The following is a 20,661-nucleotide window of genomic DNA, read 5'->3' on the forward strand; positions in this document are numbered from 1 at the left end:
AACTGTGATGTCAATATATTAATATATTTATTAACACATAGGACTACACCCCTACCAAAGACACCATTTCGGGAAGCTCGAAGTTCTACTCTGAGGGGAAATTCACCTAAACATCCTATCTTTTATTCGCTCGGACTAAAGATTATGTACGTAATCGTATCCATCCACACAGGAATATGTATCTTATCCTACCAATATGAACTTAATTGCATAACCTTGCTCATGTTCACGTTTTTACCTTAACAAAAACATTGAACATTCAAAGGTCACAAGGTTTTGCGTAAGGTATCTGAAGACGATCACGTTCACGACGGGCAGCACATTCTATGTGGATGGCGGATATACGCTTCTGTGACGCTTCATACCGTCCATCAAAAAAAAGAAAGCAAATCCTGTGCGGATTTGCTTTCTTCAGTCCATGTTTTCATGCCGATCACGAAAAAACCAACCTCGAGATCATATCCCTCATCGTTTTTTTGCGGATCGAGATGACTTCCTCTTCGGAGATCGTCCCGTAAAACTTCCGAATCGCCTTGTGATGAGAGAAATAAAAATAAACCGCACCGAGCAAGCTGACAACGAAATCTTCAGGATGATCGACCTTCCTGCATTCGCCCGTCTGAACGCCAAGCTGATACATGCCCATCACCGTCTCGAAAAAGAAATTTTGATGATGAAGCTGCTGAAAGATGTCTCGATCCTGCGCAACGCTTTGATCCATGATTTTCACAAAATACGGGTTATGATGAAGAAAATCAATAAAATGTTCCATGACTTGGATCAAGTTTTCCTGAATGGATGGACCTTTAAGTTCAATGGAACCGGAGGTCGCTTGTTCGAATAAGTCGTTAATGACCGCCGTGAATAACTCTTCTTTACTCTTAAAGTGATAATAGATCAGCGCTTTGTTAACGCCGGCCATTTTGGAGATATAATCGATTCTGGCCCCATCGAACCCTTTCTCCGCAAACTCCTGCAGTGCGGTTTGCAGAATTTTTTCTTTTCCCTGACTCATGCAATGGTTCCTCCGTCAAAAAAACTTCATTCCACCTTCGTCTATGATATCATATCCGCTACTTTCCTCGCGCTATCATAGCAAGGCATGCCCAGCGCTCCCGACCCTACCGTTGCATCTCCAACCAGGTATAATCCCCGTACGGTACGACTTTGCAGCGGCAACAGTTTTGCGGTCGTTCTTCTGGCTATCCCGCCCACCATAGCTCTGTTAATCATCCGTTTGTGAACCACGTACTGCTCCCATCCCGGGTATACCCGATGGAGCAACGCTTCGAAAGCGGCTTGTGACCCCTTCGCATGGCTGTCGTCTTGCTGCTCTTGTTCGGTTAGAAATTTCAGGCCGTTGATTAATTGTCCGCCGGCGGGTGCGGCCGAAGGATTGTTGATGCCGTAATCATTAATGTAGAAGCCTCCATCCAAATCGAGCAAATTACCGATATCCCCGCGAATCCTCTTGGAAAGCATGAGATCATAAATGTACACATAGTGAGCCGTTTGATTGACATATTCGCCGAACTCATCGGCAAGGGATGGATAGCTTAGAAGCTTACCTAACTCTTTCGGCGGAACGTTCAGCACCACTTCATCGAATTCAATCCGTTCACCCGCGCATACGACGCCTTTCACTCGGTCAGCTTCGACGATAAGATCCGATACCGGTTTGCCGAATTGAATAGTGCCCCCATTGTTCGTGATCGCTTTTTGCAGTTCTCTCAACAGGATGTCATATCCCATATAGCTTAAAGGTTCGTTCTTCTCATATTCACGGGCCGTTAATTCAACGAAACGGTTCATCGAATACAAGTCGAGTGCGCCGTCGTAGACCGATAACGATGCGTATGCGGACAGAACTTTGGCGATCTCGGGGTTACTTATGTTATCCCTGATCCATTGGCCTACGGTCAGGCTCTCCGGAAAAGTCGGTGCTTGCTTGACCATCTCGTAAAATTGCTTCAAACATTTCACATGATTGAATAGACCCGAAATCGCGGGAGAGGTCAGCGCACCGAAACCAAGCGGGCTGGAGATGACTTTGCCTTCCTTCAAGAGCTTGAATTTGGCCAAACTCGCTTTCCTATACTCCATCGGCAGTTCAAGTTCGCGAATGATGGAACGCATCGGTTCCTGTTTGGGGGCCAATACCGCATGGGCGCCATAACTCATCGTAAAACCATTCTTTGACACGACATGGCTTCTGCCGCCCGGAATCGGCGCGCGTTCCATCACAACAACTTGGTTCCCTCTCTTCGCTAACAATGCCGCCGTTACTAATCCGCCAAGACCCGCTCCTACAATACCCACTTTCTTCATACGATCACCCTCCCAGAATTAGACTAACCGTTTAGTCTAACTTTACCACTGGAATCCTCTTTACGCAATAACAAATGGATCATGTTGGAAAACAGACTCGTTCCGCTGACCCCAGAAAACAAAAAAAACACCCGGACGGGTGCGAAAAGAAGAATCATACGATCATATGCGACCACGGCTAGAATATCTGGTACGCGATGTTGAACCGCCGCCTTGAATCTCCTCTTGGTTGGATGCTGATAGTTCTTGCGGGATATCCATCAATTCTATCTCTTGTTTCTCGGCTTTGGGTTCCGTTTCGGTAGTTTTTTGCTGTTCGGACATTAGAGCACCTCCTTGCAGGTTTGCTATAAGCGTAGTGAGTTCCCCTTATCGATACAATCCCCCATACAGGGGATATTTCTCAAGGCAAGTCGTTCTTGTTCGGTTTACTCTGACTAGAGCGTACTCAGCCGTAATTCATAAACATACTGTACGATCGGATGCTTGACCTTTATCTTCTCGCTCATGTTCAAGATTCGTTTCTTGCCCACTCGTCGGTCAACCAACGCCAGAATATTAAATAAGATCTCTTTGCTCTCCAGGCTTTCTTCAATCGGCAGGGACAGAAACTGATTCGCTTCAACAATAAAGTTTGATTTACTTAATGAAGCTTGCGCGGACAATAGCTCCTTGGCCAGTTCGGATATTTTCCTGCCTCTTGCAATGACGTGTAGACGTTCCTCCGGAACGAGCCCCTTGGTCTCTTGTCTGACCGCTTCGATCTCTTCCTTCGTGATCGGAATTTCGAGATGCGGATCACTCTTTATTTCCTGCTCCGTCTGGTACCATCTGATCGATGTTGTTACATCACGCATATTGAATACGTTCTTTTTATCTACAGCAATATAACAAAGACCCGCTTTGTCGGGTAAATAACGGTAGCCGGTTGCCCGGTATTCGAACCTTCCCAATAGGGCAGGACTAAGAAAACTCTCCAGTTGCTGCTTCACTTTGCTCCAGGACATGTCATCCTCCAATGTTCCATACGGCGTACTTATTCAAGCGTCTCTCTATCATACAATAACTAATCCTTCAATCCTACTAAGTACGGCTTATCCCTATTGTCGCAGCGCAAGGAAGTCAAAATAGAAAAAGACAAAGTAAAATAAGTGCACGTTCCCCGATTCTCCGTTCCTTCCTTCCCATCGGAAAGTAAAAAAGTTGCGGCTTCTCGTCAATAACTTTTATATCCCTTTGATAGCGGCTCGTTTACACTGTTTTTAGAGCAAGTCGCTATGAATATGAAGCCAATGGGGGAAAGAGTATGGCAAAGAAAGCCACAACCGTAATTCTGTCGTTATGCGTGTCGGCCGCCTTACTGGCAGCCTGCAGCAACAGCAACGGTAACTCACAGCATGAGGCGTCAAATACGGGCACTAACACCAACGACGTGGCAGCATCGAATGAAGTTGACCCGTCCAATCCAGCATTCAGCGCCTATAAAGAACCCGTAACCATCCATACCGTGACGTCTGAATACGCTTCGGCGAAATACCCGGAGGGCGATGATATTACGAACAATGTCTGGATCAGACGGTACAAAGAGAAATTGAATATCGATGTCAAAACAGACTGGGTCAGCGACGAGTATGACACGAAACTGAATCTGGCTATTTCGTCGAACAATCTTCCGGACGTGTTCAAGGTCAATGCTTCCCAATTACAGCAGCTCATTGAAGCCGATATGGTAATGGACCTTACGACCGTATTCGATACCTATGCATCGGAACGTCTCAAAGGCTATATGGAAGCCGATGCGGACAGCTACGAGTCTGGTAAAAAGGACGGAAAGCTATTCGGGATCCCGCAACTCCACTGGGGATTGATCGAACAGCCCGACTTCCTCTGGATCCGGGAGGACTGGAAGCAAGAACTTGGCCTAGCAGACCCGCAATCGGTCGACGATATCAAGAATATCGCCCTGACATTCATGGATAAGCACGGCGGTTACGGCATCGCGGTCGACCAGACGTTGGATTATCTGAACCTGCTCGCCATCGCGTGGAATGCTCATCCGGATATGTGGATCGAGGATGGCAGCGGCAAGCTGGTGTACGGCTCCACCCAGCCTGAGATGAAGGCCGCATTGGCCGAATGGGCGGACTGGTATAAGCAGGGAATCATCGATCCGGAGTTTGCCATCAAAGACTTTAGCGCCATGAACGCCGATGTCGTAGCCGGCAAGGTCGGCGTGCAGCCTTACTACCAGTGGTGGGGATACAACCCCGGTGTCGATACCGTATCGAATCTAGGCAAAGACGCCATTTTCTACCCGTATATGATTCCTACGGTCGACGGCAAGGAAGCCAAACATTCCATCTTCTTCGCGAACGGCAGTTACACGGTTATCAAGAAGGGATTTAAGAACCCCGAGGCGATCATCAAAATTCTGAACGACTATGCCTACATCGTAGACGAAGGCGTGGGCAAAGAATCCGAGGAAACGCTATCCGCCTTGCTGGACAACGACATTGCGCACGTGGTCGGCGCTTTCCGCGTACTCAATCCAAACTCCGACTACGAGCAATACGAGGCCGTATCGGCAGCCCTGCAGTCCAAGGACACCGCCGGTCTGACGACTGCGGGGATGTGGCAGAAGTATAACAATAGCGTTGCATTCATCGATAAAGCGACACCGGGAGCTGCCGGCGATTACTTGCAGCAAGGCGCGCCCAAGACCGCCTACGGCCTAGCGAAAAAAGTACTCGACAGCAGGAACTACATCAAGACAGCGCTGTGGGGAGCAACGCCCGAAGTGATGGCCAGCTACGGCACAACGTTGGATGACATCCTGACCGAAGGCTTCACGAAGATCATCATGGGCACCGAAAGCATCGACTACTTCGATACGATCGTCCAGAATTGGCGGACAGCCGGCGGTGATACGGCCGCCGAGGCCGTCAACGAGGTCTACGGCAAATAACGGTTTCTTGTTAAGGGGGACGAGGCATTCTCGCCCCCCTTATTTAATAAAGACCAAGAACGGAGGATTATGAATGCTGAGAAAATTGAGGCAGCAGAGCCCATACCATCTCATGCTGTTACCGAGCATCGTATTGGTTTTCATCTTTAGCTATATCCCTTTTTACGGGCTTGTCATTGCATTCCAAAAATATAATCCGGGCCTCGGCTTCAACTCACCCTGGGTCGGATGGGACAACTTCTCGCACGTGTTCAGTCAACCGAACTTCGTGAGGACGATCTGGAATACGCTGTACATGTCCGCCTTTAAGATTATCGGCGGCATTATCGTACCCGTTATATTCGCCCTCCTGTTAAACGAAGTTGCGCATTCAGCAGTCAAGCGCGCTTTTCAAACACTTGTATACATACCGAATTTCCTTTCCTGGGTAATCATGGCCGGCATCCTGCTTGACATTCTGAGCTCCGACGGCATCCTCAACACGTTTCTGGGCCTATTCGGAATGGAGCCGATCTCCTTCCTTGGCAACCCCTCTATCTTCCCATGGACCATGATCGTAAGCGATATCTGGAAGGGCTTCGGCTTCGGCACGGTCGTTTACTTAGCCGCCCTGACCAGCATCGATCCGGGACTTTACGAGGCGGCGGTGATCGATGGCGCCAAAAGGTGGAAGCAAACGATCTATATCACCTTGCCGCTCCTGATGCCGACGATCGTTCTAATGTCCGTTCTATCGCTCGGCAACGTGCTCAACGCAGGTTTTGATCAAATTTATAACCTCTACTCTCCCGTCGTGTATCAGACAGGCGATATCATCGATACTTATGTTTACCGTCTCGGGATTCAACAGGCGCAATATTCCATTGCCACCGCCGTCGGATTGTTCAAGTCCGTTATCTCCACCGTACTGGTTGCCCTGTCCTATTTATTGGCCTACAAGGTAGCCGGCTATCGTATCTTCTAAGGAGGCGTAGTCATGGTCTACGACAAAAGCATAGGAAGAAGCTTGTTCCATATCCTTAACTTTTCGATTTTGATTCTTACATCCCTGCTCTGTATCTTGCCTTTCATCAACATGTTGGCCGTTTCCTTTAGCGGCAGCGCGGCTGTATCCGCCGGCAATGTCGCGTTCTGGCCCGTTGATTTTACGACGAAGGCTTATGAGTTCGCGTTAACGGGGGGAGAATTTTACACCTCCCTCTGGGTAGCCGTTAAACGCGTCGTGCTCGGTACAACCGTCAATCTGATTCTCATGGTGCTAACCGCTTACCCGCTCTCCAAGTCGGCGCAAAAGCTGATGGGCCGCAATTACTACATGGGCTTTTTCATTATTACGATGTTATTCAATGGCGGGTTGATTCCGACCTACCTCGTCGTGGTCAAGATGGGGCTGATCGATTCCATCTGGTCGCTGATCCTGCCCGGAGCCCTTCCTGTATTCAGCATGGTGATTCTCATGAATTTCATCAGAGGGTTGCCGGAGGAAATCGAGGAATCGGCGATTATTGACGGCGCAGGCCCGATGCAGATCCTGTTCCGCATTATGCTCCCGCTCCTGAAGCCCGCACTCGCGACAGTCGGTCTGTTCAGTATCGTCGGTCATTGGAACTCGTGGTTCGACGGCATTATCTACATGAACGATCCGGCGAATTATCCGCTGCAAAGCTACTTGCAAACCCTGCTGTTAAGCTTCGAGCAAATCATGCTGAAGTCGGGGACCGACTACACGCAGCTGCTGTCGATGATGAATGCCAGAACAGGACGCGCCGCACAAATGTTCCTAGGTGCGATTCCGATCCTTCTCGTCTATCCGTTCCTGCAGAAATACTTCACCAAAGGCTTGGTACTCGGCAGTGTAAAAGGGTAAGTCAAAAGGCTTGCAGCGTAGGCTGCAGGCCTTTTATCTAGCCCTAGCGAGAATACCCCCACTTCAAGCACTTGCTAAGCGGGGGATGAATCGCATTCTTTTTTGTTCATAATACGAACGTATGTGCTATAATATTCCTATCCATCCTTAGCAAGGAGGTTTAGGCATGTTGGTGAAAAAGGCGTACAAGTATCGCATCTACCCTAACCATGAACAGCAGCTGCTCATACAAAAAACGCTGGGCTGCTGCCGTTTTGTTTTCAATCACTTCCTGGACAAGTGGAATACAACCTATGTGGAAACAGGCAAAGGGTTGTCGTACAACAAATGTGCTACACAACTGCCTGTATTAAAAACCGCCTTGCCATGGCTGGAAGAAGTGGACAGTACGGCACTTCAATCTGCAGCACGCCATCTTGCAGACAGCTTTGATCGGTTCTTCAAGAACAAAAGCCGTGCTCCGCGTTTCAAAAGCCGCCGCAACCCGGTGCAGAGCTACACGGCTAAACATACGAACGGCAATATCGCCATCCGTGGCCATGAGGTCAAGCTCCCCAAGCTGGGCTGGCTGCGCTTTGCCAATTCCAGGGCATGCGAAGGTCGCATCCTTTCAGCAACGATACGGCGTAATGCCTCAGGCAAGTATTTCGTCTCCATCCTTTGTGAAGTGGAGCAAGAGCCGCTGCCTGCCGCAACGAAGCATATCGGCATTGACTTGGGCTTAAAGGAATTTGCCGTCTGCTCAGACGGACTGCGCGTGGAAAGCCCGAGGGCATTTCGCCGCTATGAAAAGAAGTTAGCCTTCTGGCAACGCCGCATGAGCCGCCGGACCAAGGGAGGATCGAATTGGCATAAAGCCAAGGTGAACGTCGCTCGCATCTACGAGAAGATCGCCAACATCCGCGAGAACTTCTTGCACCAGCTAACAACCAAGCTGATTCGCGAAAACCAAACGATCAGCATGGAAAGCTTAGATGTGGCGAGCATGCTCCAAAACACCAAGCTTGCCAAATCGATCGCCGATGCGTCCTGGGGTGAGTTTGAACGCCAGCTTACCTATAAAGCGAAATGGTATGGCCGCACCTTGAAGTTTGCGGACACCTTCGCACCGACGAGCCAAACCTGCCATGTGTGCGGCTTTGTGAATCCGGAGGTCAAACGGCTATCGATACGGCGGTGGAGCTGTCCATCATGCGGGACGTGCCATGATCGGGACGACAATGCCGCTCAAAATATAAAGCGAGTCGCTGTTTAGCCGCTGGCTCAACCAGTTGTGGGAACCACAGCTTCTCTTGGGGTTCTGCACCAGCAGGACAACTTCAAACCAATAGGTTTGACAATCCAAGAATCCCCCACCTCTTTAGGTGGTGGGAGTGTTCAAGATTCGGCTACATTCGGCTAGATTCGCCGCCCGGCAGGCTCGATATGGCGGGCAGCAGGATGGTAAACATCGCGCCTTCGTTTGGCTTGCTTTCCACCAATACCCCGTAAGGATGGCCAAAATGGAGCTGAACCCGCCGCTTAACGTTATGCAGCCCGATCCCCTTGGTTCCGGCGCCTGCATCCGGCCTATTCTCCATCAGGCTTTGGACCGTCTCTTGATCCATGCCAACGCCGTTATCGTGAACTTCGATGGCGATATCGCCGCCTCGGGCTTGAATCCGGATCCTAATGCTGCCCTCTTCTTCGAGCCCGGCCAGGCCGTGGAAGATCGCGTTTTCGATAATCGGTTGGAGAATCATTTTGGGCATGCGATAGTCCAGGAGATGCTCTTCGATCTCGTAATTCATCTGAATGGATCCATAGTATCTAACGTTCTGGATGGTCACGTAATTCGTGATATTATCCAGCTCTTCGCGAATAGCCACCAGAGTTCCGTCGGATCTTGTTGCATAACGGAGCATCGAGATCAGCGCTTCCGTCATTTTCACGATCTTGTCCGCTTGCTGCATGGACGCGATCCATTTGACCGACCCGAGCGTGTTGTACAGAAAATGTGGATTAATCTGAGCATGCAGCGCGCGCATCTCGGCCGCCGCCTTGTCGACCTCCTCCTGCTGCATCCTCTCGACCAGCCGCTTCAATTCGTACGACATCTTATTAAAGCGAATCGACAATTGCCCGATTTCATCCCGGGAACGAATATGTTCGACTTGTTCGAACTGCCCCTTCTCCACCAGAACGATGTTGCGCATGAGCTTCTTAATGGGTCTTGTAATCACATGGGATAGAAAAACCGAAATAATGGCAGCGAAGAGAGACATCACGATCGCCAATGTCACGAGATTGCGTCCCAGTATTGCGCCGTCTGCAGTAAGCTCGTCCAATGGCATATACAAGTAGGTCGTCCATTCCTGCTGGCTGAGAGGGCTGGTCACGACGACATGCGACGATTCGTCAGGACGGACATTGTCCCTGAACAAGGTACCGATCAATTGGTCATTCACGTTATACACGATTTTATCGTCGCTGTCGACGATCATGAACCTCGACCGAAGCGCTTCTTGAAGATTGCGGTTGACGATCTCAACGAATTTGATATCGATACTGACAACCATCACGCCTAAGAGCCGTCCGGTGGCCACATCATATATTTTTCGAGCGTGCGAGACCGCCAGTATTTTATTTTTCAGCTGCTCATCGATACGGGTCGTAAGCGTTATCGTTCGGTCATTCGTATGCAGGAACTTCTTAAACCACAATTCGTTTGCCACTTTGAAGTCCTTGTCGATCGGTTGGTTGGGACTCACGTAAAGATCAGTCCCCCCGTTGAGGTTATAGAGGTAAATGGAGAAGACGCGGTCCTTCATCATGATATAGTTCATCAGAATATTGTAGGCGGCATTCTCGTTCTGCTCGCCGCCGTCCCGCAGGAAATCCTGTATCGGGTAGCTTCCTTCGCGCGTCGCGGATAAGCTGCTGCTGAGTCCGTTGCTGGCCAGCAGCGAGATTTTCTCAATCTCCTTCAAGAATTCGTCGATGCGAATATTCGTCTGTTTGGCAAGATCGTTCAGCAAGTTCGTATAGTTCCGCTCCAAGAGCCGTTCGGAAGAGTAATACGTATTGATCGTCATGACGAATACCGGAAGAATGATCACCGTCAAACAAATGACCATGATTTTGGTTTTGATTCGAAAGGGTTGGACTCGCTGCCGCATGATGCACCTCTATTCACGGACTAGTCAAGCTTTGCTGTTGCTCCCGATACTCCTCGGGCGTGACGCCGACGGATTTTTTGAAGATTTTGCTGAAGTACGTGTAATTGTGGTAGCCTACCTTGTCCGCAACCTCATACACCATCAGCTTCCCGCTCATGAGATACGCCTTGGCCCGTTCAATCCGGACCCGCGTCAAGTAGGAGATGAAGTTCTCTCCCCGCTCTTGCTTGAACATGCGGCTAAGATAAGACGGATTGACGTTGATCTGATTGGCTATGCTCTGCAGCGAAATATCCTCGGCATAATACTTGTTAATGATGTCGACGGCAAGGTCCGAATACGTGCAGTCTTGGAGAGATTGGGAATCCGCTTGAAAACAATATCCGATGTGAGCGAGCACGCCTCGGTGAATATCCTCCCAGCACTCCCCTTTCAGCACCGTCTTGTAGGGCGATTGCTCCGTATAAGCAGACCGTGATCGTTGCGAAGCCCCTGATAGATGGGTATGCATCGTTTCCATTAGCCGAATATATTTCTCGCGTATACTGTCCTCATCCGCCCGCTGCGTCTCAAGCCCTGCGCGAATCCCTTCGAGAAATTGCCCTGCCTTCTTCTCGTCCTTGCTCACCCACACCGTAGCAAATTCCTGTTCTTGCTCCGGATTCAGGATCACATCCACCGCTTTCCTAGCTGGCGCCTTGTCCGCATCTTCGTAGAACAGCACCTTTCCGGTACCCGTGTAGAAACTCTGCTGCAGGGCAGATTCCGCCTCTTGAGAGGCCTGTTTGATGAAGCCAAAGCCGGATACGACCGTACTAACGCCGGCCGTGAGCGATAGGTTCATGAAATCCTTTATAGAAGCCAGCAGCTTGCCGCATAGCCGCTCGATATCGGTGCGTACAGAGCCCCCTTCGAGGGACGTATTCACAATGATCCAATATTGAGATGAGCTCTCGACGACAATCTCCTTCACCCACTTGGAGGGAATGATCTCTTCCATAATATTCAAGATCGAGAAGCGCAGCAGCTTCTCTCCCTTCTCCACATATTTCTTCTTCACATCCTCGTAATGGTTCACGATAAATTTGATGACGGTCAGTTTAGACGAGCTTACGCGAAAATGCAGCTCTTCCGCCTTCGCAACCGCCTCCTTTTCATTAATGAAGCCGCTTACAAGATCATTGAAATAGCTCTCCTTCAGATGGCTTAGACTTTGCGAAACATCGTACGGAATAACGGGGGCCTTACCCAGGCTTTCACGATCTGCCTGCAGTTTCTGTCTCATGGAGGTTAGCAGTTCGACGAGCGTGTCCGCTGTAATCTCGCTCTTGATCAAGTAATCGGAAGCGCCTAGCTTGAGTGCCTCTTTCACATAATGGAGTTCGTCAAAGTTGCTTAAGATGACATACTTGCAGGTCTTGAGCAAGCTTGCGGCCTCGCGTATGAGCTGAAGCCCATCCATAACGGGCATCTTGATATCCGTAATAATCAGGTCGGGTGAAGCTTGGATCGCGAGCTCGAGCGCTTCCTTACCGTTGCCGGATTCACCAATAATACGGAAGCCCTGCTCCTCCCAATCCAGCATGGAACGGATTCCGACCCGCATGAGCAACTCGTCATCCACGATCATCAGTTTATACATGGGCATCCCTCGATTTTTCCTCTGGATTATAGTCATGCTTCGTTTTTCCTTCATCTTTCACGATTTCTTCTTTATGCCATTTTACCCTTCTGCGGATTGGTTGCAAAGAAGGTCTTTGCTCAAAAATTGGATATGCAAGCAGAGCCGCGGCACCTTCAAGGAATCGCGAAGCTGCATCACATGCCTTCGATATACGCCGCTTCGGTGCTGTAATCGTAAGAAGAGGTACCGTTGACTGACTCAATGATTTCGATAAGTATTAAAATGGCATTTATACATGGGCCTTTTCATATTTATATCGTAGTACGATGTAAATTGAACGATTTCCCAAATCCAATTGGATATGGAGTTGGTTTGATGAAAACAGGCGAGATTTTGAAAACCATTTCCTTCGGGTTCCTGTTTGCGATTCTTGCTATCGGTCTCTTACCCTTCTTAGCCGTCTACAGCATGGCTGAGACATACGGTTTAGTTGAGTTTTACGAATGGGGAGGGGTACCGGCTCTCTTCATGTTTCCCAAGTTGAAAAAGAAGGACAAAAAAATGAAGCAAACGCAGTCATAAAATGCCCTGCATGATCCTAAAAAACGGACGGCTCTTTTGAGCAGTCCGTTTTGTGTATAAAGGTCCCTTCTTCTGCTTATCAAACTCATGATACAGCTTCATCGATGCTCTAATGGCGCATTTTTTGCTTCGTCCTGCGCGAATGCCTCATTTGCCACTTCGGAATAATCCCGATCGGTACCCAGAAGCCCGATCTCGTTCTCAACCTGCATGACAATGACCGTATGCTGGTCCGCGTCGATAGAGTTGATTAAAGCCATCAAACGCGAAAAGGCGAAGGCATCATTCTCCACGAGCACCATCTTCATCCAGAATCGGTATGGATCGTTCTTCCGTCTGATTTATGCTGTGGCAGCGGTGGTATTAAGGTGCATGAGGGTTGTGATGGAGGAATACGAAGATGAGTTTGCATGTAGACGAAAAGCCGCTCGAGCGTGCGGTTTTGCAGTTTATTTTCCCCTTCGCATATAAGACAGGAAGCAGCAAGCAGCTGATGACGGAGCTTGAGCAGGATGGTTTTGTGCCCTTCCGGCTGGATGATTTGAAGCAGGAGCATGCTTTTTACGGACCACGCTACCGCGTATCTCATAAGGATATGGAACGGTATTTCATGCCCTATGCCTGTTGTATCCTATTCCCTCGTAATCTGGACGACGATGAAGGATTCCGGAGATTCGCCAAGCCGATCGGGCAATCGTGCATGCTGCACATGGCCTCGCAGGATATTCCGTTCATCCTGCATGCCGCGGAAGTTGTGCTGTGCCCATTCCACCTTGGGTTTATTACGCTTCGGATCGAGCTCGATCATGCGGATCTGACTTTCAGCGAAGCGCTGGAGTTCGCAGACCGTTTTCGCGTCTTGCAGGACGTATCGGCCAAGGATAAGCAGACATCGGTTCAGATTAGCGCGAACGAGTATAAGCAGATCGAAGATTATATTTTTCGGGAGATCGTCCGTACGATGCTGGCGCATCTGGATAATGAGGTGACCCAAGGAGCCTATTTTGAAACGCTTCCCTTCTTCGTGGATGAACGCATGTATGTGCAGGCCATGTTCCAGTTTAAGGAGAGCGAGCGCATCAACGCTGCAGATTCGTTCCGGGCTATGTATCTGGATGGGATCACTGACGGCGGAGCTGCATACATCAGCGCCGGCAACCATGCCTATATCGATGAGCAAGTGAAGCGGCACGGATACGAGCGATGGGCGCCCGATACTTTTTTCATGATGAACGAAACTACTTTTTCCGTGCTCACCAGGGACACCGACACTCGCTGCAATCAATTGCTCTCCCAGCATTTTGGCGAGCATTACTACGGTCTGTTAATGAGCCTGTTCCACAAAATCTCCCTCCTCAAGCTGGCCAATCAATACTCCCATCTGAATGTCGAGCGCGATCATAGGTCCGTGCAGCGCCTTATTCGGCAAATCAACAAATTCTCGGCCAAATATTACTTCAGCGAGTTGTCCGCCAGCGTCCAGGGACGCGAAATCGTGCAGCTGCTGCGCAATTCGTTCGGGAGTCATGAATTATTCGAGGATGTGAAAGAAACGTTGGCGGAGCTGCTCCGCTACCAAGAGGGTCACCGCTCGAAGAGCCAGAACAATCTCCTGCTTATTCTGACGCTCTATACGGTCGTCGGCGGAATCTACGGCATGAATCAGGTTATCGAGGATTTGAAAGGCGACATCGATTGGTCCAAACTCGCAGCCTATTCGGTCTTTGAATACATCGCCTTGTTCATTACGCTTACAGGGCTCATCGTAGGCATTATTCTTGGGTTGCTCGTTATCTTCAGATGGTGGAGCGATCGCAGGGAACTGCGAAAAGAATAGGCCGGGGCCTGATGGCACACCATCTCCTTCCACCAGCCGGTGTAAAGCTTGGGCTCTGCTTGATCCTCCGGTGCCGCCGGATACGGCACCAGTGGACCATGCGGATAACCGACTGCTAATGGCTGGTCTTCTTGTCCACGATCGGCATCATATTCCCGTCTTCCATTCCCATCATCGATACCGTCTGCGAATCCATCGTCTCGTCATGCTGCGTAATGGAGACCTCCGTGCCGAACTGAGGCTCGGCATAAGGCAAATTCGTGCGGCCGCGTGCCAGGATCTGCCGGTAGTTGCCGCTCTCGCCTTCATAGCCGTCATGATCCCAAGGTACGAAGGAGCGGGCGTTGCAATAGTGGCAGACATAGGAACGCCGGAACCGGTCTGCAGTCCGGTTCGGGAACGAACGGTGAAACAAGTGGGAGTGGAAAAACAATACGTCACCGGGTTTCATAGGAACCGAGATCGGCGGCGGATAATTAGCCACCACTTTGGCAAGCGTATTCACTTCATCGTCAAGATGGCTCACATTCGAGACCGGATGCAGATCGGCGAATGCGCCTTCGGCATGCACGCTCCCGCCATGGCGGCTCTCAGGGGGGTAGATCGGTTCATGGTTCGACCCAGGCGCCACCCACAAGCAGCCATTCTCTTCGTCCGCGTCCTCCAAAGCGATCCAGGCTCCGACGAGCGTATCCGGATGCGTCTTGATATAATAGGCATCCTGATGCCAACCCTGGCCGCCTCGTCCCGGCGGATTGAAGAACAGCATGGATTGAAGCGCATACACGTCAGGGCCGACCAGTGCTTCCAATACATCGAGCACGCGCGGATGAAGCATCAGCTCCTCGCCCTCCCGATGCTGCCTCGAGATCATGTGGACTCTCGTTTTCTCCGCGAATTCCGCTTTGAGTGGATCCGTGCTCTCGACAGAGGCGAGTTCGCGCTTGGCCTCGTTCTCGATTCTAAGCCGCTCCGCCCATAACCTGTAGCGTTCGATCTCAATTGGATCAATCAGCCCTTCTACCTTCACGAATCCGTCCCGGTGATACTGCTTGTATTGTTCGACCTGCACATAGTATCTGTTCGCTCTTGGCTTGGCTTGCGGCGAATAACTGACCATCGTATCCCTCCTGTACCTCTTATGGCTGCTTGCTCCCCCTTATTGTCGCTCGGGGGAACGGTTTCGTTCAATGGAGGGAACCTGCAAGAAACTGGACGGATTTGATCTGTGTTCATGGGAGCGGTTAATCGGACATCGGATCGAGCACGACAAAGTGCCGGTTCTTCGGATACGGGCCTTCTACATCATCGACCACGGACAGATGCCGGTATTTCGGGTCAGCGAAGCGCTTGCGGAACTCGGTAGCGGACAACCCTCTTGACCGCTTGAACATGCGTGAGAAATAATGTTCGTCGGTAAACCCCACCTCAAGGGCGACTCGTTTGATCGTCCATTCCTCGCGAATCAACAGCTGCTCGGCCCGCCGCAGCCGGCGTTCGATCAGCGACTGCTGCGGCGATATGCCGAACGTGCGGGTGAAGACGCGGGTAAAATGCTCGTGCGTCCAGCCGGACTTGGCCGCAATCTCTTCAATATTCACCTGCCGTCCAAGCTGCTGCTCCATATAATCGACCGCGAGCTGGAGCGGAACAGGCAGCTGCTGGCCGGAATCATCTGCGGCTTTGCCTAGAGCCATCCATTCTTCAATCACGCAGGCCAAGATGGCGTCCGCCCGCATCCGCCACCGTTCCGGCTTGGCGTGGACAAGCATCAAGAGCTGCTTCATGAGCGTAGGCACCAGACAGGCGCCCTCAAGCGGTTTCCAGTCTGCCGGCAGAGCGGCCGCTCCGGTCTGCGAGCGCATGGCCTCCCGGAAGAAGGGGGATTCGAAATGAATGAACAGATGGCGGGTCGGCACATGCGGATCGAACCGGTACTCATGCGGCTCCCCCGGACAGGTAAATACGAATCCCGGGGTATTGAGCAGGAATAGCCCTCTTGCGTTCTGGTAGCGCGTGTTCGTGCCCGATGGAAAATAGACGAGCTCAAAGTCGGAAATCGAGCGCATCTCCAGAACGGAACCCGCCTTAACCGTTATGTCGCCCAATGCGTGAATGGAAGATGCTTGCTGCGCCATGGCTGGCAGTCCCCCTCTTCGATAGCGTAAGCCTTGCAAGAACGCATCGTTTCCGTCCATTATACGTCTGCTTCCGGCAGTATCACAGTACAATAATTAGCCAAGCAAAAACACCTCCAAGTTGTCCTCCACATCTCATGACATGGAAGCATTCCCTTGAAGGTGTCTTGTCTGTCCTGTTTGTCTCACGATACGGGACTGGTTTAAAAGAGTCATCAAAGTGTTCCTGTTCCGTCTCGGCTCATTTCACCTCGTTGCCATCGTCTTCTGGAATCGTTATATAGTGGGCAGGTACGAGCAATCCGACAGCCAGCAACGCAAGCATACCGAAGAAGAAAAGGTAAATGGCCATAGCATCCATTATTTCACGCCTCCATTCAATGTTTGACCGGTCGGATAGGTTTTATCGATCGTTTCCATGTCCAAAGCGCCCTTTACAAGAATGCCCAGTACAACGATCAGCGCTGCGTTTAATCCCATGATTAAGAACATAACTTCCATTTCTCCCACTCCTTCGTGAATGATTCATTGTATTAAAAACGGATTAGTAACCGTGAAGTTCTTTCTATGGCTATTGTAGCTCTGCTTCGAAGTTAGCGATGTGATCATTATCACAATCTACGATTATTGTAGAGAGCGGCGAAAATCGCAATACAAAAATCCGCACCTCCATCACGCGACGGTAGTCGGCTGCAATAGAAAAAACGATTACGGTCCGCAGACCGTAATCGTTTTGAAAGACAGCTGAACCTGTTGTTGCCTGCTGCCGACATGCTGGATTAGACTACCCTACCGCCTTAATCGTAATTGCCTCGAACGCATTAGACAGCACGAGCTTCAGCTTGGACGACGCCGCGTCCAACGACCAGCTTCCGCCTTGCGCTTCCAGTTCTACATCCCCTTCCGAAGTGACGACGAGCAACTGTTTCGGTACGAAGTTCAGATCGTTAACTTCGATCTCCATGGTCGCCCGCTGATTAGGCATTCCCTTGGACAAGTATCGAAGGTCGAGCGTCATCGCGTCCTCATCGAATGCACTCGCTACTTCCAGCAAGTTATAGGTTCCCTGTTCGTAGGCATAGGTGCTGGCATCATCCTCATACCAACGTCCGGTTACGCGCGTTCCTGCCTGAGCGCTGCGAATGGTGAGTACGATCTGAGCTCCCGCATCAAGGACCGGCTTCCACGACTCATCCCGAAGCTCCGCGATGACAGCCCCCGCGCGGACGTAGATCGGCATACGCTCCAGCGGCGCATGCGCCATCACATGCTGGCCGCCTGCGAACCGTTCGCCGCTCCAATAATCGATCCATTCGCCCGCCGGCAGATAGACCGTCCGGTATTCGGTGCTCGGGCGCAGGATCGGTGCGACGAGCAGGTCTTGGCCGACGAGGAATTGGTCGCAGCAATTGTAGACCTGGCGATCGTGCGGATACTCCAGAATGAGCGGTCGCATAACCGGCAGCCCTGTCTCGTGCGCCTCATGGAACAGCGTGTACAGGTACGGGAGTAGACTGTAGCGCAGACGGATGTAGGTTCTACAGATATCCTCGATCTCCGGACCGAACACCCATGGCTCCTGACGAATCGACTCCAGCACGCTATGGTTCCGGCAGTAAGGATAGAAGGCGCCGGCCTGCGTCCAGCGGGCGAGCAGCTCCGGCGACGTATGATGCGCGAAGCCGCCGATATCCGGGCCTGAGAATGGCTGGCCCGACAAGCCCAAATTCAGCACCATCGGAATCGACATCGCCAGATGCTCCCAGAAGCTGCGATTATCCCCGGTCCACGTCGCCGCATACTTCTGAATGCCGGCATACCCTGCGCGAGTGAGCACGAACGGCCGCTCGCCGTCCAACTGCTGCTTCAGTCCTTGCTGCGTAGCCATCGACATGAGCATGCCGTACAAGTTATGCACCTCATGGTGCATTTTGGGGCGGCCGTCATTGCGGTGCACGACGTCGAGATCCATCGTCTTGCTCTCGTTGAATACGGCCGGTTCGTTCATGTCGTTCCAGATGCCGTGAATCCCCATATCCGTATAGAACCGATGCTGCTCGCCCCACCAAGAGCGCACCTCTTCTTCGGTAAAATCGGGGAACGCGCTGGCGCCTGGCCACACGTTGCCGATGAACAGCTCTCCCTCGAGCTTGCGGCAGAAATAATCGCTCCGGATGCCTTCCCGATAAGCCGCATAGCTCGGGTCTTTCTTCACGCCGGGATCGACGATCGGCACGATGCGGATGCCCATCGCCTTCAGTTCCTCGATCATCGCCTGCGGTCTTGGGAACCGCACCGGGTCGAACGTAAATACGCGGTATTCATCCATGTAATGGATATCGAGATAGATGACGTCGCAAGGAATCTGTTTCTCCCGGAACGTCCAGGCAAGCGTCATGACCTCCTCCTGGCTCATATAGCTGTACCGGGATTGGTGGTACCCGATCGCCCAAGCCGGCGGCAGATCCATCGTCCCCGTCAACCGGCTGTAGCCTTGGATGACGCTTTTCATATCGGGTCCGGACACGAAGTAGTAATCGATCGTCCCCGAGGTGGTCTGGAACGTGTAGGAATCGTTGCCCGAACGCATATCGAAGGAGCAGCGCCCCGGATTATCGAGGAAGATGCCGTAAGCCGGCTTATCGTACCGGAAATGGATCAGGAACGGGATGGATACGTACAACGCCTCGATTTCGGGCACATGCGGGTCATACACGTCCGAATTCCACATGTCGTATTTCTCGCCCTTCTTGTCCAGGAAGCCCGTCTTCTCGCCTAGTCCGTAGACATGCGAGTCCGGCTCCATCCGCTTGCGGCAACCGTATTGCCCCCGTCCGGACCGGTAAAGTCCCGCTTCATCCGAGATCAGTTCGCCTGCCGCCGTATAGAATGCCAGCAGCGCATTCTCCTTGCGAATCGCCACGGTGACCTCTGGCAAGGCCAGTCGGTAGCCATCAGGCTCCTCCGTCAGAAGCGACGCTACCGGAACGAAAGCTTCCGGCTGTACCGCTATCGTGGTGTGCTTGTCTTCCCGGTGGTCCGGCAGCAGCTTGACGCGCACGACGGAGCCGTTCACCGGCTGGAGCATAAGCGTCGCGTTCTCGCCTCTGAAGTAATACGCGCCTTCCCGTTCATCGGCGGCGAGGATCGTGCCGATCCGCCAGTCGCTGGCGCCGAGCGTCAGCGTTCCGCCTTTATCCGGATGTATCGTTTCGCTGGTTAACATGGTTAAGCCCTTCCTCCCTGACTTCCTACTCTTGCTTCCTACTCTTGCTACCTAGCCCTTAACGGAACCTAATGTAATGCCTTTGACGAAATACTTCTGGAAGAACGGATAAATCACGAGCAGCGGCAGCATCGAGATGAATATTTTGGCCGCGTTCAGCGTCTGATTGGACAGGCTTGTCATCCGCTTGGCCGTCTCCGCGTCCATCTGCGAAGTATTGACCACGACCGCGACCTGCCGAATATAGGACTGCAGCGGATAATTTTCGTTTTTGTTCATCAGCACGAGCGCTTGGAAGAATTCGTTCCAGTGCCCCACGACCGTAAAGATCAGGATCGTCGCCATGACCGGTTTGGCTAACGGCAGATAGATGCCGAGCAGGATCCGCCATGGGCCGGCGCCGTCCATCAGGGCGGACTCTTCCATCTCCTTCGGCAGGTTGCGGAAATAGTTCATCACCAGGATGACGTTGAAGACGGGAAGCCCGCCTCCCAGGACCAAGCCCCAGATGTTATTGATTAATCCGATATCTCGCATCGTCATGAACCACGGAACCAAGCCGCCGTTAAACAGCATGCAGAAGACGAGCAGCCACATGATGACGTTCCGCGGCTTGAACTCGTCGGACGACTTCGACAGCGGATAAGCCATCAAGAGGACGACGATGAAGGTGATCACCGCCCCGTACACGACGCGCTGCACCGAAATCCAGAACGAACGGAAGAACTGCGGATCCTCCATGATCGCCATATACGAGCCGAAGGTGAACTGCTTCGGCCATGCGAAGACTTGCCCCGCTGCAACCGGCGCTTTATCGCTAAGCGATATGACCAGGGTATACCAGACAGGCAAGAGACAAAGGAGGGTAATCAAGATCAACAGAACCACATTGAGTCCGTTGCCCACCTTAGAAAGTAACGAGCGTTCCTCGACCAA

Annotated in this window: 18 protein-coding genes; 6 read left to right on the plus strand and 12 right to left on the minus strand. The window is 51.5% G+C overall.

The features are described 5' to 3' along the window. Positions 1-433: 433 nt before the first annotated feature. The 4 genes from FHS18_RS00045 to FHS18_RS00060 all read right to left on the minus strand — a co-directional run bounded on the left by FHS18_RS00045 (position 434) and on the right by FHS18_RS00060 (position 3,335). Positions 434-1,015, minus strand: a complete 582-nt coding sequence (locus FHS18_RS00045) for a TetR/AcrR family transcriptional regulator (RefSeq protein WP_183595715.1) — start codon at positions 1,013-1,015, stop codon at positions 434-436. Between the two features lie 41 nt (positions 1,016-1,056). After that, entirely contained in the window at positions 1,057-2,328 is a 1,272-nt protein-coding gene (locus FHS18_RS00050; protein WP_183595716.1) for a phytoene desaturase family protein, read from the minus strand. Positions 2,329-2,490: 162 nt separating this feature from the next. Beyond that, a complete protein-coding gene (locus FHS18_RS00055) occupies positions 2,491-2,652 on the minus strand; it encodes a hypothetical protein (RefSeq protein WP_183595717.1) in 162 nt (53 codons plus the stop codon). A 113-nt stretch (positions 2,653-2,765) separates the two neighbouring features. Beyond that, complete coding sequence (locus FHS18_RS00060) at positions 2,766-3,335, minus strand: SF0329 family protein (protein WP_183595718.1); 570 nt, start codon at positions 3,333-3,335, stop codon at positions 2,766-2,768. 299 nt (positions 3,336-3,634) lie between these two features. On the opposite strand from FHS18_RS00060, the gene FHS18_RS00065 reads away from it, so the two are divergent. The 4 genes from FHS18_RS00065 (at position 3,635) to tnpB (ending at position 8,415) form a co-directional block, all read left to right on the plus strand. Further along, positions 3,635-5,293, plus strand: a complete 1,659-nt coding sequence (locus tag FHS18_RS00065) for a type 2 periplasmic-binding domain-containing protein (protein ID WP_183595719.1) — start codon at positions 3,635-3,637, stop codon at positions 5,291-5,293. Positions 5,294-5,366: 73 nt separating this feature from the next. After that, a complete protein-coding gene (locus FHS18_RS00070; protein WP_183595720.1) occupies positions 5,367-6,257 on the plus strand; it encodes an ABC transporter permease in 891 nt (296 codons plus the stop codon). 12 nt (positions 6,258-6,269) lie between these two features. After that, positions 6,270-7,160: a carbohydrate ABC transporter permease gene (locus FHS18_RS00075; protein WP_183595721.1), complete on the plus strand. Its 891-nt coding sequence runs from the start codon at positions 6,270-6,272 to the stop codon at positions 7,158-7,160. Positions 7,161-7,326: 166 nt separating this feature from the next. Continuing rightward, the gene (gene tnpB / locus FHS18_RS00080) at positions 7,327-8,415 is read left to right on the plus strand and encodes an IS200/IS605 family element RNA-guided endonuclease TnpB (protein ID WP_183595722.1); all 1,089 of its coding nucleotides are present in this window, start codon (positions 7,327-7,329) and stop codon (positions 8,413-8,415) included. Between the two features lie 133 nt (positions 8,416-8,548). Here tnpB and FHS18_RS00085 read toward each other — a convergent pair whose 3' ends face one another. Both FHS18_RS00085 and FHS18_RS00090 read right to left on the minus strand, forming a co-directional pair. Next, positions 8,549-10,318: a cache domain-containing sensor histidine kinase gene (locus FHS18_RS00085; protein ID WP_183595723.1), complete on the minus strand. Its 1,770-nt coding sequence runs from the start codon at positions 10,316-10,318 to the stop codon at positions 8,549-8,551. A 13-nt stretch (positions 10,319-10,331) separates the two neighbouring features. Continuing rightward, a complete protein-coding gene (locus FHS18_RS00090) occupies positions 10,332-11,960 on the minus strand; it encodes a response regulator transcription factor (protein WP_183595724.1) in 1,629 nt (542 codons plus the stop codon). A gap of 357 nt (positions 11,961-12,317) precedes the next feature. Between FHS18_RS00090 and FHS18_RS00095 the strand changes: the two genes are divergently transcribed. Continuing rightward, positions 12,318-12,524, plus strand: a complete 207-nt coding sequence (locus FHS18_RS00095) for a hypothetical protein (protein ID WP_183595725.1) — start codon at positions 12,318-12,320, stop codon at positions 12,522-12,524. Between the two features lie 98 nt (positions 12,525-12,622). Here FHS18_RS00095 and FHS18_RS00100 read toward each other — a convergent pair whose 3' ends face one another. Continuing rightward, entirely contained in the window at positions 12,623-12,826 is a 204-nt protein-coding gene (locus FHS18_RS00100; protein ID WP_221401159.1) for a hypothetical protein, read from the minus strand. Between the two features lie 98 nt (positions 12,827-12,924). Between FHS18_RS00100 and FHS18_RS00105 the strand changes: the two genes are divergently transcribed. Next, entirely contained in the window at positions 12,925-14,361 is a 1,437-nt protein-coding gene (locus FHS18_RS00105) for a hypothetical protein (RefSeq protein WP_183595727.1), read from the plus strand. 115 nt (positions 14,362-14,476) lie between these two features. Here the strand turns inward: FHS18_RS00105 and FHS18_RS00110 are convergent, their stop codons facing one another. The 5 genes from FHS18_RS00110 to FHS18_RS00130 form a co-directional block, all read right to left on the minus strand. Further along, positions 14,477-15,481 (minus strand): phytanoyl-CoA dioxygenase family protein, encoded by a 1,005-nt coding sequence (locus tag FHS18_RS00110; RefSeq protein ID WP_183595728.1) that lies wholly within the window; start codon positions 15,479-15,481, stop codon positions 14,477-14,479. A gap of 124 nt (positions 15,482-15,605) precedes the next feature. After that, the gene (locus tag FHS18_RS00115) at positions 15,606-16,499 is read right to left on the minus strand and encodes a helix-turn-helix domain-containing protein (protein ID WP_183595730.1); all 894 of its coding nucleotides are present in this window, start codon (positions 16,497-16,499) and stop codon (positions 15,606-15,608) included. Between the two features lie 360 nt (positions 16,500-16,859). Beyond that, on the minus strand, positions 16,860-17,000 hold the full coding sequence (locus FHS18_RS00120; protein WP_183595732.1) for a hypothetical protein: 141 nt from the start codon (positions 16,998-17,000) through the stop codon (positions 16,860-16,862). 283 nt (positions 17,001-17,283) lie between these two features. After that, positions 17,284-19,725, minus strand: coding sequence for a glycoside hydrolase family 31 protein (locus FHS18_RS00125; RefSeq protein ID WP_183595734.1), 2,442 nt, complete (start codon positions 19,723-19,725; stop codon positions 17,284-17,286). A 51-nt stretch (positions 19,726-19,776) separates the two neighbouring features. Further along, positions 19,777-20,661 (minus strand): carbohydrate ABC transporter permease, encoded by an 885-nt coding sequence (locus FHS18_RS00130; protein WP_183595736.1) that lies wholly within the window; start codon positions 20,659-20,661, stop codon positions 19,777-19,779.

This window comes from Paenibacillus phyllosphaerae, from assembly GCF_014192105.1.
Lineage (GTDB): Bacteria > Bacillota > Bacilli > Paenibacillales > Paenibacillaceae > Paenibacillus_Z > Paenibacillus_Z phyllosphaerae.